The sequence below is a fragment of the Bartonella sp. CL434QHHD genome (genome assembly GCF_042195145.1).
GTDB lineage: Bacteria > Pseudomonadota > Alphaproteobacteria > Rhizobiales > Rhizobiaceae > Bartonella.
The window spans coordinates 1-11,636 of the sequence record NZ_JBHINT010000002.1 but is presented as its reverse complement, the minus strand read 5'-3'; the positions used below and the strand labels follow the sequence as shown (position 1 = coordinate 11,636).

The 11,636-nt window shown below is 42.2% G+C and carries 16 protein-coding genes and 2 pseudogenes; 12 read left to right on the top strand and 6 right to left on the bottom strand.

Features of this window, described 5'->3' with window-relative positions; all coding sequences use genetic code 11:
• Positions 1-16 precede the first annotated feature (16 nt).
• From ACFILN_RS00095 to ACFILN_RS00055, 9 genes and pseudogenes are all read left to right on the top strand, one after another.
• Entirely contained in the window at positions 17-598 is a 582-nt protein-coding gene (locus ACFILN_RS00095) for a hypothetical protein (RefSeq protein WP_375670598.1), read from the top strand.
• Positions 591-2,745: pseudogene (locus ACFILN_RS00090) on the top strand (phage terminase large subunit family protein). Before ACFILN_RS00095 ends, ACFILN_RS00090 begins: the two are co-directional and overlap by 8 nt.
• 3 nt (positions 2,746-2,748) lie before the next feature.
• Positions 2,749-2,997 (top strand): phage head-tail joining protein, encoded by a 249-nt coding sequence (locus ACFILN_RS00085; RefSeq protein ID WP_273724442.1) that lies wholly within the window; start codon positions 2,749-2,751, stop codon positions 2,995-2,997.
• A complete protein-coding gene (locus tag ACFILN_RS00080) occupies positions 2,997-4,541 on the top strand; it encodes a phage portal protein (protein ID WP_273790322.1) in 1,545 nt (514 codons plus the stop codon). Before ACFILN_RS00085 ends, ACFILN_RS00080 begins: the two co-directional genes overlap by 1 nt.
• On the top strand, positions 4,531-5,604 hold the full coding sequence (locus ACFILN_RS00075) for a S49 family peptidase (protein WP_375670597.1): 1,074 nt from the start codon (positions 4,531-4,533) through the stop codon (positions 5,602-5,604). Before ACFILN_RS00080 ends, ACFILN_RS00075 begins: the two co-directional genes overlap by 11 nt.
• 110 nt (positions 5,605-5,714) lie before the next feature.
• The gene (locus ACFILN_RS00070) at positions 5,715-5,867 is read left to right on the top strand and encodes a hypothetical protein (RefSeq protein WP_273790320.1); all 153 of its coding nucleotides are present in this window, start codon (positions 5,715-5,717) and stop codon (positions 5,865-5,867) included.
• Positions 5,864-6,232 carry a head decoration protein gene (locus ACFILN_RS00065; protein WP_375670596.1) on the top strand — a complete coding sequence of 123 codons (369 nt, stop codon included), beginning with the start codon at positions 5,864-5,866 and terminating at the stop codon, positions 6,230-6,232. Before ACFILN_RS00070 ends, ACFILN_RS00065 begins: the two co-directional genes overlap by 4 nt.
• Before the next feature lie 12 nt (positions 6,233-6,244).
• A complete protein-coding gene (locus ACFILN_RS00060) occupies positions 6,245-7,321 on the top strand; it encodes a major capsid protein (protein WP_375670595.1) in 1,077 nt (358 codons plus the stop codon).
• Between the two features lies 1 nt (position 7,322).
• Complete coding sequence (locus tag ACFILN_RS00055; protein ID WP_375658237.1) at positions 7,323-7,679, top strand: hypothetical protein; 357 nt, start codon at positions 7,323-7,325, stop codon at positions 7,677-7,679.
• A 220-nt stretch (positions 7,680-7,899) separates the two neighbouring features.
• Here ACFILN_RS00055 and ACFILN_RS00050 read toward each other — a convergent pair whose 3' ends face one another.
• The 3 genes from ACFILN_RS00050 to ACFILN_RS00040 form a co-directional block, all read right to left on the bottom strand.
• Positions 7,900-8,031, bottom strand: a complete 132-nt coding sequence (locus tag ACFILN_RS00050) for a hypothetical protein (RefSeq protein WP_375661037.1) — start codon at positions 8,029-8,031, stop codon at positions 7,900-7,902.
• Positions 8,032-8,195: 164 nt separating this feature from the next.
• Positions 8,196-8,741, bottom strand: a complete 546-nt coding sequence (locus tag ACFILN_RS00045; RefSeq protein WP_375637814.1) for an ImmA/IrrE family metallo-endopeptidase — start codon at positions 8,739-8,741, stop codon at positions 8,196-8,198.
• A gap of 3 nt (positions 8,742-8,744) precedes the next feature.
• Positions 8,745-9,110 carry a helix-turn-helix domain-containing protein gene (locus ACFILN_RS00040; protein WP_375627498.1) on the bottom strand — a complete coding sequence of 122 codons (366 nt, stop codon included), beginning with the start codon at positions 9,108-9,110 and terminating at the stop codon, positions 8,745-8,747.
• Between the two features lie 408 nt (positions 9,111-9,518).
• Between ACFILN_RS00040 and ACFILN_RS00035 the strand changes: the two genes are divergently transcribed.
• Positions 9,519-10,253, top strand: coding sequence for a phage antirepressor KilAC domain-containing protein (locus ACFILN_RS00035; protein ID WP_375670593.1), 735 nt, complete (start codon positions 9,519-9,521; stop codon positions 10,251-10,253).
• Positions 10,250-10,528 carry a hypothetical protein gene (locus ACFILN_RS00030; protein ID WP_375631756.1) on the top strand — a complete coding sequence of 93 codons (279 nt, stop codon included), beginning with the start codon at positions 10,250-10,252 and terminating at the stop codon, positions 10,526-10,528. The genes ACFILN_RS00035 and ACFILN_RS00030 overlap by 4 nt, the downstream gene beginning before the upstream one ends.
• A gap of 46 nt (positions 10,529-10,574) precedes the next feature.
• Here the strand turns inward: ACFILN_RS00030 and ACFILN_RS00025 are convergent, their stop codons facing one another.
• Genes ACFILN_RS00025 through ACFILN_RS00015 form a run of 3 tightly spaced genes read right to left on the bottom strand, consistent with a single transcriptional unit; the run spans position 10,575 to position 11,469 of the window.
• Positions 10,575-10,847 carry a CopG family antitoxin gene (locus tag ACFILN_RS00025; protein ID WP_375661039.1) on the bottom strand — a complete coding sequence of 91 codons (273 nt, stop codon included), beginning with the start codon at positions 10,845-10,847 and terminating at the stop codon, positions 10,575-10,577.
• Positions 10,848-10,889: 42 nt separating this feature from the next.
• Positions 10,890-11,207 carry a type II toxin-antitoxin system HicB family antitoxin gene (locus ACFILN_RS00020; RefSeq protein ID WP_004856761.1) on the bottom strand — a complete coding sequence of 106 codons (318 nt, stop codon included), beginning with the start codon at positions 11,205-11,207 and terminating at the stop codon, positions 10,890-10,892.
• Positions 11,197-11,469, bottom strand: coding sequence for a toxin HicA (locus tag ACFILN_RS00015; RefSeq protein WP_375613891.1), 273 nt, complete (start codon positions 11,467-11,469; stop codon positions 11,197-11,199). The genes ACFILN_RS00020 and ACFILN_RS00015 overlap by 11 nt, the downstream gene beginning before the upstream one ends.
• Between ACFILN_RS00015 and ACFILN_RS00010 the strand changes: the two are divergent.
• Positions 11,396-11,636, top strand: a pseudogene (locus ACFILN_RS00010) (hypothetical protein); the annotation flags it as partial. The gene ACFILN_RS00015 and the pseudogene ACFILN_RS00010 sit on opposite strands and share 74 nt — an antisense overlap.

Genomic DNA, 11,636 nt, shown 5'->3' with positions numbered 1-11,636 from the left:
AAGGCAAGGAGCAACTATGGATAAGAAGAATCGTAAGGGTCTATCGGTTCGTGCGTTTGCGAAGAAGATGGGGGTTTCACATAATGCGGTGGTTTCTCGGATAAAGACAGGTAAATTTGATGCGGCTCTTTTTGAAGATGGTTCTGTCAATGAAGCCCTTGCCACAAGCATCTGGAATGAGAATCCAACAAAGCGCCCTGCTCCATTTTTAGCGCCTGATGGTCAAGCGCGGACAAAGATCAAACAAGCCTCTACAGATGGAGCCAATGAATACAAGATAAAACTGGAGCGAATGCAAGTTGCGCTTGAAAGCGAAAAGATTGCCCTTGAACGCTTACGCGAAACAACCGTTGACCGTGAAGAAGTCAAGAGAGCAGCGCGTGAGTTTGGAAGAGCGCACCGTGATGCTATGTTGAATTTTCCTCATCGTTTTGGTGCAAGCATTGCTGCACAAGTTGGATGTGATGCAGCCAGCCTTATTGGTGCTATTGATTACACTATGAGAACCGCTTTGCTTGAGGCGGTTAATATTCCAGTGCCTTTTCATGATCCTCATTCTCCAGAGTTAGAGAACTTGCAAGAAACGAATAATGGATGACAATGCAGTCGAAGAATTTTTCGCTAATGCCAATAATGCAAGACAACCGGACCCACCGTATACGGTTTCGCAATGGGCGGATAAGAATAGATACCTTAGCACGGTAGCAAGTGCTGAACCTGGATTGTGGAGAACAAAGCGGACCCCCTATTTGCGCGAAATCATGGATAATCTTTCCTCTCACAAACCAATTGAAACAACTATTGTCATGAAAGGGGCGCAAGTTGGCATGTCAGAGGCAGGATTAAATTTCTGCGGTTATGCTATTCATTATAGTCCAGGNAACAACTATTGTCATGAAAGGGGCGCAAGTTGGCATGTCAGAGGCAGGATTAAATTTCTGCGGTTATGCTATTCATTATAGTCCAGGACCTGCTCTTTATGTGATGCCAACGGTTGAGACAGCCAAAAAGCTTTCAAAGACGCGGCTTGATCCTATGATTATGGCAAGTCCAGTTTTAAGCGAACGCATTGCCCCAGCACGAGCACGTGACAGCGGGAATACCNGACCTGCTCTTTATGTGATGCCAACGGTTGAGACAGCCAAAAAGCTTTCAAAGACGCGGCTTGATCCTATGATTATGGCAAGCCCTGCTTTAAGCGAACGCATTGCCCCAGCGCGGGCACGCGACAGTGGTAATACAATGTTTTCGAAAGAGTTTGATGGTGGTGCACTGATGCTTACAGGGGCAAACAGTGCTGCTGGTTTGCGTTCCATGCCTATTCGTTATCTGATTTTAGATGAGGTGGATGCCTATCCTCTCAGTGTGGATAACGAAGGTGATCCGGTGATGATTGCCGAAAAGCGGACCTCAACCTTTGTACAACGAAAGATCTTTAAATTGTCCACACCCACCCACCGTGACACAAGCCGTATTGCCAAGGATTTTGTGCTAGGAGACCAGCGATATTACAACGTGCCTTGTGATGCATGTGGTGTTCTACAGCCCATTGTTTGGTCACAAATTAAGTGGCCAAAAGGCGCCCCCGAAAAAGCTGTGTTTGTTTGTGCCCATTGTGGTCATGAACATGCCGAGCACAGAAAAACAGATCTCATGTGTGAAGAACGAGGAGCATGTTGGGTACCAACCAGTGAATCAAGCAGACCCAATTTGCGTTCTTATCATATTTCGGCACTCTATTCCCCTTGGCTTACTTGGGGGGAATGCGCAAGAGAGTTTTTAAATGCCAAGGATGATCCAGCTCTTCTACAGCCTTTTGTCAATACAGTGCTTGGAGAGCCATGGGAGGACAGAACAGGCGAAGTTGTTGATCCTGATAGCCTCTATGCAAAACGCGAAGATTATCCCCTTGCACCAGAACAAGCCGTGTTGTTGACAGCGGGTATTGATGTGCAAAATGACCGGTTAGAGCTTGAAGTGGTGGGATGGGGGCGTAGTGAAGAAAGTTGGCATATTGATTATCACGTCATTCCTGGTGATCCCTCTTCTTTTGAAGTATGGGAACAGCTGGATGAATACCTTACAAGACGCTGGCCGCATCTAGGTTACAAAGACGGCATCAAGATAACGGCTGCTTGTATTGATACCGGTGGTGGACACACACAAGCGGTTTATAATTACGTGCGCCCCCGTGAGGGACGACGTATCTGGGGAATTAAGGGGCAAGCGGGATGGCGTGCGGTATGGCCACGCCGTCCAAGTAGAAACAACAAAGGACAGATTAATCTCTATATTGTTGGGGTTGATGCAGCAAAAGATATTATCACGGCACGGTTTAAAAAATCCGGTCCTGAAGCATCGGGTGCTGGTGCAACACACTTTCACAAAAACCTTGATCGGGAATATTTTGACCAACTGACCGCTGAAAGAAAAGTCATCAAATATTTTAAAGGCTTCAAGCGTATTGAATGGCAAAAAAGTGAAAAGGCAAGAAACGAAGCCTTGGACTGTAGGGTCTATGCTTATGCTGCTTTACAAGGTCTGATTTCGGCAGGAATAAACCTTAATCGAGAAGTCGATATCTTAGAAGAGCGTCTGGAAAAACTTAAAATTGAAGGCTCTTTAGAGCAGCCAACATCAGAACATGTGCCCTCTCCTGCTCCAAGAAGATCTCAGACAGCACAACCTCAAAGAAAACAATCCAGAACGGTGATGAATCCTTATATGCAAGGGGATTGGAGGTAATTTATGGATACAGACTTGAACCAAGTAAACAGCAAAACTGACAGACTGGAAAGTTTAAAAAAGCGGCGTGAACAAATTGAAGAAGCTCTTTATTCGGGAGCACAATCGGTGCGCCATGGCGATAAGCAAGTCAGCAACCGTTCTGTTGAGGAACTGCGCAGAGCGCTTGAGATGCTGAACACACAAATAGCCAACCTTGAAGGACGCAAGCGTTCACGCGTTTTCTATTTTAATATATCACGAGGCTATTAATGGCTGGTTTTTTCAATAAACTCACGGGCTTTTTTACAATTTCTCGTCAACACAATCCCCATTTTGAAGCGGCAAGCAAAAGCCGCCGTATGGGTGGTTTTGACCCCGCAAAAAAACATATCAATAAAGCGATTGAAGAATGCGGTGATACCATTGTTGCCCGTTCAAGATGGCTTTATGACAATGAAGCTCTTTATGGTTCTGCAACGGAGGAATGGGTCTCTGCGGCTGTAAGTGATGGGATTAAACCTTATCCTCGTATTGAAGGCTTTCAAGAAGAAAAGAAAAAGCTTTTAGACTTATGGTGGCAATGGGTTGATGAAGCAGATTATGATGAAGATACCAGCTTTTATGGGCTGCAAGCAACCATTGCACGAGAGGTCTTTTTAACCGGAGAGTGCTTTGTAAGATTGCATTATGTTGATCTCTACGGACGCTCTGGTGTACCGCTTCAATTACAAGTTTATCCCACGGAAATGTTGGACCTTTCCTACAATGGACCGGCTGAGATTGAAGGCAATTACATTCGTATGGGAATTGAATTTAATGCCAGTGGCAAGCGCGTTGCTTATCATTTCTGGGAACATCACCCCTATGATGATGTCCCTGCAAATATGGCATTTGAGAGCCAAGAGCGCGTGCGTGTCCCCGCTGAAATGATCCTGCACATCAAAGAGCGCCGTATCGCAGGACAATTGCGCGGTTCTCCCAAAATAACGCGCTGTATGACAAAGATCTTTCAACTCGAATCCTATGACGACGCAGAACTCGATAGAAAAAGGACGGCGGCTCTTTTCGCAGCGTTTGTCAAGGACAATTCACCAAACGTCGAAAAATTATCCGATAATCGTGATAAAAACAACGTTGAAGAAGAATACAAAGCACCTGTCATTGCGCCCGGTGCATCTCTTTATTTAGGAGAGAATAAAGAAGTTACATTCTCAAATCCTGTTGAGGTTGGTGGCTCTTATGAGGCTTTTCAATTTCGCAATATCTTGAAAATTTGTGCAGCACTTAATATGCCTTATGCCGTTGTGACTGGAGACGTTACGCGGGGGAATTTTTCAAATGTACGCACCTCCATCATTCAGTTTAGACGGCACGTCAAACAATGGCGTGAACATATTATTGCCTTTCAGTTTAACCGCATTGTTTGGGAGCGTTTTGTTGAAATGGCAGTGCTTGCTGGATGCGTCAATTTGCCAGGGTGGGAAGAAAATTCCTTGCCATGGCTTCAATGTGAAAGCTTTGCTCCCCCGCTTGAAATGATTGATCCAAACAAGGATATCTCAGCGGAAAAAGAAGAAATTCGTGCAGGCTTGAAAACACGACGCATGGCACTTGCCGAGCGCGGCTTTGATATCGACAGCATTCATGCCGAACTTGAAGAAGAGCACACAGACGCTCGTGCGCGCGGCTTATCTTTTGACACGGATATGGCAGCGCCTTCTGGTGAAAATCAAGCGATTGATACAGCAGATTCAGAACCTTCTGAGACTTATGAAAGTAACCAAGGCAGTGAGGCACATAAAAATGGTGAATAATCTTGATATGCCGTTCTTGGCATCACGGCTTTTTGGGGTTCCACATATGCTTGCCTCGACAAAACTTGATGTCATTTTGAATGCTCTTGCACCGCGTCTTTTTGAGGGAGAAAAGTTTGCCCCTGGGGCTTTTGCGCAAGGGGATACAACGGCTTTAAGACCCCCTGAAACTTATGTAGTACAAAACAATGTTGCCATAATACCGGTTCATGGCACGCTTGTGCGCCGTGGTGCATGGCTTGGGGCTTTATCGGGGCTAACCTCTTATGAAGGTTTAAGGGCTTCTTTTCGTGAAGCCATTGCACAACCTGATGTTCGCGCTGTTTTACTTGATATTGACAGCGGCGGTGGAGAAGCCGGTGGTGTCTTTGATTTGGTTGAAGAGTTTCAAACACTCTCAAAACAATACAATAAACCCATTTGGGCACATGCCAATGAGTTTGCTTGTTCAGCGGCTTATGCCATTGCTTGTTCTGCTTCTCAAATATGGGTTGCTCGCACGGGTGTTGTAGGCTCGATTGGAGTTGTTTGTGCTCATCTTGACCAGTCCCGTGCAGATGAAAAACACGGGCATAAATGGACCTTTGTCTTTGAAGGTGATCACAAAACCCATGGCAACCCTCACGAACCCTTGAGCGATACAGCACAGATAAAAATGCAAGCCGATTGCGCCCTGCTCTACGAGATGTTTGTCGATTTGGTGGCGCAAAACAGACGCTTAAATGCTGCTGCAATTCGTGACACAAAAGCAGAAACTTTTATAGGCACCCAAGCGATCACGCTTGGATTAGCAGATGTGCAAGGCACCCTTGCGCAAGCTTTGGAAGCCTTAACGGATTCCATATCACAAAACCCAACATCAACAACAAAAGAAGGACAAAACACATGGCACGCACACAATACCGCGCTGAAGAAGAGGATGACGAAAAGATTGTCGACATCATCAATGACGAGGAAGAGGACGAAGACGATAGCGACATCGACAAAAACGCCGAAGACTTCGACGATGAAGAAGAAAACGAAGATGAAGATGAAGACAATGAGGACAAGCAGGAAAACATAAAAGCTGCTCTTGAAAAAGAAAGAAAGCGCGCAAAAGCACTAACAACCCTTGAAAGGCAAGCAAAGCACTTAGGCGTTTCTTTTGACGCAGCAAAAGCTATTCAAAAAGGTATGAGTATCGAGAAAGCACGCCAATGTGTGTTGACGGCTGCTAGCTCTCAAAGCGCGTCTTTAAAAGTCTCGCCTTATACCCCTCATAGTGATGGGACGAGCAAGGCAAAGATTCATACAAAATGGGAAGCAGCTTGGAGGGCAGTGAAATGACGAATATTATTTATGACGACGTACGCAATGGCGCTTATCTTGGACCCTACGACCCCGATATGTCAAACGAAGAAGTGGTGTTTGCATCAGGAGCATTCATTGAAGCTGGAACTGTCATGGGAAAGATAACCGCAACGGAACACTATGTCCCCCTTAATCCAGCAGCAGCAGATGGCAGTCAAACACCGGCAGGGATTTCTTTTGCTACTGTTGATGCCTCTGAAGCAGATCAACGTGCCGTGATTACAGCACGCTTATGCACTGTAAAAGCTTCTGAACTGCTATGGCCAGATGCCATCACGGATGAGAAAAAGAAAGCAGCCATTCAGTCTTTAGAAGACCATAACAACATTCTATTGCGATAGGAGAATGCACACATGGATATGAATTTTTTTAAACATGATGCTTTCTCAAGCATCACAATGATGAAAGCCATCGAAAACTATGAGTTTCAACCTGGTCTTGTAAGTTCTCTTAATCTCTTTGAAGAAGTTGAAACCAGTACCACAGTGGTTGGGATTGAACGGCGTGATAATACATTTTCGCTTATTCAAACCAGTGAACGTGGCGCACCTTTGACAGAAGGTGATAGAGAGGGTCGTAATCTTCGGTTTTTCAAAACAACACGGATTGCCAAAAGTGATACGGTGAAATCAGAAGAAATCCAAAACCGTCGTGAATTTGGCGCAGAAGATCAGTTAGAGACAGCAATGAAATATATTGCCAGAAAACAAAAGAAACTGATTTCTGAAATCGAATTGACATGGGAAAATATGCAGCTTGGCGCTGTTCAAGGTGTTGTCCTTGATGCTGATGGTTCCGTAATTGTCGATTGGTACAAAGAATGGGAAATCACACCACCAAAGCCCATTGACTTTAAACTGAATACAGAGACAACCAATGTTGCTGACAATGTTGATCAAGTCATTATGAGGATGATTGAGGCTTCAAAGGGAGCGTTTTCTGATCGTTCACGCATTATTGGGCTTTGTGGAAATGAATTCTTTTCCAAGTTGAAAAACCATAAAACAATTCGTGAAACTTATCTCAACACAGCCTTAGCACAAACACTCAATAGCGCCGGAGGTGTTGCAACACCAAGTTCGATTGGCTCTGGGAGCTTTGGTAGTTTTGACTTTGCGGGTGTGACTTTCATTAATTACCGGAGTATCCACAACTATAATGTGAGTGCGAAGGCTGGAACAAAGCGCGCCATAGGCATTAAGCCTGATGAATGTCAATTCTTTCCTGTTGATGCGCCTGGTGTCTTCCAAAAAACCTTTGCTCCTGGTGAAAGCTTGGATTTTGCCAACACGGTTGGAAGACCTCTCTACACCATGCTTATCGTCGACCACGACCGTAATGCATGGGTAAAACCGGAGGTCTATAGCTATCCGCTTTACATCTGTACACGCCCTGAAATGCTGTTTAAAGCAGTGATTGGAGCGAAATAACATGCGATGGCACGGGCTGCTAAACCAAATGGTTAAAGATGTGCGCAACACTTTTGGGCAGCCCATCATCTACACGCGAAAAGACAACCAGCAATCTTTTCGTATCACAGCGATTTACGGCATTAAGCATTCAGAATCGGACGCCGGTGGCAGAATCCCCACCACAATTCCAAGAAAGGAACTTGATCTTTGTATCAATGACATCGGGGGAATACCACCAAACCCTCAAGATAGTGTTGTAATCATTTCCCCTGAAAACAGCAAAGCGCCCTCTTCTCAAGAGCACTTCACTGTCACAGATGTCCAAGCCTCAGAATCCGGTATGTATAAACTTATCTTGCGAGAGATAAAACAATGAAACATCCACGCGAAACGATAAGAGAAACATTTGTTANCCCCTGAAAACAGCAAAGCGCCCTCTTCTCAAGAGCACTTCACTGTCACAGATGTCCAAGCCTCAGAATCCGGTATGTATAAGCTTATCTTGCGTAACGAATCTCCACCTAACAAGCAGTTTTGATTACATTTCTGAGATGCAGAAGGGGAATAAAATATCCCCCTTCTGCTTTTTTTATCACTCACTCAATTGGAATACGCCAAGCCTTTCGCCCATAGTGTTTTGCGTAAAGTTTTTGACCTGTATAAGGACATCTACGCCATGTGCGAAAAACGTAGGTTTTACTTTCTTTAAACTTATTTGTATTATACATGGAAGTTCCTTTTAAGGTGAATTGACCTAGACAGGAAACATTTACAATGATACAATTCCGCTTGTTGTTACAGGTTGCATCTTGCTGTTTCCTGTCTGGTTTTACGTTAGCGAACCATAACCTAACGTAAACTCTTTATGGGTTTGAGTTGCAGCTCAAACCCATTATTGTTGTGATTTAAAATAATTCATCATGTAATTTATCCTAATCTCTGCTGCTTGTAATGAAACTCCATAGAAATTAGCTACCTCTCTTGGAGTCTTAAATCTTGACATTCCTGAACGTGGCATTAAAAGCTCAGCAGCAAATTGGTTAGCTTGTTTTTCTGCACTGCGATAGACAGGTATTTCATGAGAATTGACTACGCGTTGAAAAGGTAAATTTGTATGTAAAAAAAGATGACCAAGTTCATGAGCAACTGTAAATCTTGCGCGACCATTATCATCGTACGCATCTTTATAAATATCCTCTCTTAAAACAATGAATTTGCCTTGCGGATCTGTTAAACCACCCACATTTCCAAGTTCTTCCTCATCTGCGATATGTAAACAATATCCTGGTCTCATAGTAGGCAAAATGTATTCAGCAAAATCCATAACTGGGAAAGCTTGGTAATCTAACAATTTCAGTTCTTTTCGAAGTAAATCAGTAAAAAAACCAATTTTCTCCCAACTATAAGGAGGAACTTCGTAATCAATACTTTTCTTCACCTTCTACTTACCTTTTTTTTCTTTTATCTGTTTCATTAATTTTTTCATTTTTTCTACATCTTCTGGAGAAATGTTATCTATAACTCTAGCAAACATACCAACAAGTTCACCTGTGGATGAATTAGAAGACTTTATTGTAAAACTTTTGCGGCAAGCATCAGCCTCTTGTCTTAAGAGAGAAGCCATATCTTGATCTAAATCGTATAATTCTATAATCTTTTCTTCCATACCAACAGGTACAGATTTTTTGCCAATCTCAACAGAAGATAAAAATGCTACAGATATATCTAATTTTTTAGCCATATCTAAAAGGCGTTCTGCATGATCAATACGGAGTTTCCGTAAGGTTTTACCAAAGGATGTAAGCATCAAATAGAACTCCAAAGGACGGATAATTAATCTTAATAAGTTGAATATATTTTATCTTAAGGTATAAATCAACTCTTTTTTTACAATAATTACAAATTGCCAATAGCAAAAATTTAAAAATTATCGAAAGTGGCTTGACATTATAGTAGGAGTATGAATAATCGAATCAGGTGCCTCAAAAACACCTTAAATACCAAGCGGGCGAGCTACCGAGATAGTTTATTTTCCGCACATTAAAGGCTTTGACTCATTGTATGTTACACGCATATAATGATATTGTCGGGTGTGGTTACGCTATACAATACCCTTGCGGGAAAAGCGTAACGACGGACTTGGTACCGTGTTTTTGAGCACCCGGCACTTTTTAAAGGGTGTCAATCAAAAACGTCTATTACCAAGGAGTTCACTATGAACACTCTTATAGAAATTAAAGAACGGGTTATTGATCAGGAAACTGTTAAGGCGCGTGATTTGCATGCGTTTTTGGAAATAAAGTCTGAATTTAGAAATTGGATTAAAAATCGCGTTAAAGAATGTAAATTTCAGGAAAATATAAACTTTATAACTGCGGTAAATTTTTACCGCGGTGGAAAGGTAAAAGAATGCCACATTACGTTAGACATGGCTAAACATCTTTCGATGATAGAGCGTAATGATAAAGGGCATGAAGCACGTCAATACTTTATCAAATGTGAACGACTTTTGAAACAAGCAGCAACACCACAGATAGCTGCATCACAAGTTGACTACTCTAAACCCGAGGCATTACTTGGTGTCTTGAACCATTTACAAAGTCAAATTGAGCAGAAAGATCATGTTATTGCAGAATTAGCACCAAAAGCAGAAGCTTTGGAAGGTTTAAAGCGCTCTGATGGGTTGTTTGGTCTTATCGAAGCAGCGAAAATGCTTGAAGTACGACCAAAGGACTTAACCGATTATTTGCGTAAACATGACTGGGTATATCGACGGGCTCCAGGGGCGCCGCTGTTACCTTATCAGGATAAGATCAAGAAAGGATTCATGGACTGTCCTGCTATCACCATTCAAAGACCGGATGGTACAGAAAAGGTGCTCCCTTCAACAAAAATCACACCAAAAGGATTGGCATGTTTGAGAGAACAAATCCATGGAGGTGTACAATGAACACTAGTATCGACTTCTTATGCGATTTATGGATAGCTTTATATCAGTTTTCTAATGATGAAAATATTAATGAAAAAGAGTGTACAGCTCTGATTAACATCATGAGTTTGGTAGAAAAAGCTTTGATTTTCAAACTTCAAGATGAGGTGCCAAATATACTTAAAATCTTAACAGTTCTAACAGATTTTGGCGATTCAGAGTTTCCTACAGTTATGTTACCTTTATTGCGAGCTTACGAATCAGATTTAGAGAGCCCCATTAAAAAGGTTGCTTAATTTAAAAAATAGAACTCCCCTTCCCGTTCTTAAAATGGGGAGGGGGTTAATTCCGATGACTTTTTCGTAAATCCTGTTCAATCCGATGCCTAACATAGCGTGTATAAGGGATAGCTTGATTTTTAGCTTTTTCCTTTAAAGCCTTCATAAGCGCTTGAGGCAAGCGAATATTCATAGACGCTTCTTTAGGTAAGAACTCAAAATGAACGGGTTTAAAACCAGTTAAGTCATAATCTGTAAGATCTGCAGTATCAATAAAGTTTTCTGCTTCTTCATCCGTCTTAAAAACGGGCATTTGTTTTAATTTAGAGGTTTTCATAAAAATTAAATTTCTTTTGATGTGTATAGAATTTTAAAAGATTCAAAGTTTAGAAGAAATGTATCTGTTTAAACTCACACCATTTTCAGCGGCTTGTATTGCAAGTTTTCTATGGAGTTCTGGTGGTATTCTTAATTGAAACTTACCACTGTATTTACCATGTGACAAAGGCACAGGAACTTCTTCTCCATTATGTTGCATGTCCTCCACAACTTCTGAAACAAGGTCCATAATGCCTTTTAAAGCTTTCTCTGCTTGAGCATCTAACCATGAAAGGGATGGGAATTCTGCACACAATCCGACATATTCCTCATCTTCTTGCGACCACAAAACACGATATGTATAATGATTATTGTTCATGTTTCATCCTTTCTATCGCTTGTAAGACTTGTTTGACTTGATAAGCTTTTGCTTTGTTACCAGAATCTTTTTGAATATTCACACGTGGGTCACCAAGCCACGGGGTTTTAAAAACAAAATGACTTGAACCATTGTTCCGTGGTTCTCCAAAGAAATAGACACATACAGCCAACAAATCTGAAAACTTAATGTTCTTTGGTGATGCTTTCATCAAGCTAATTATTTTTTCAACTTTATTGTTCATAACCAATAATAGTATCATTATTAATCCTAGTCAATCATTTTATACACTTAATTGGACAGGAGTCCCCATGCATCCCCGCGAGACGATAAGAGAAACATTTGTTGCGTTGATCAAAGCAGCAAAGACGGCAGCTGGTGACAATGTTTTCAATATGCGTGATTTCAACTTTTCCGTTGAGAACACGC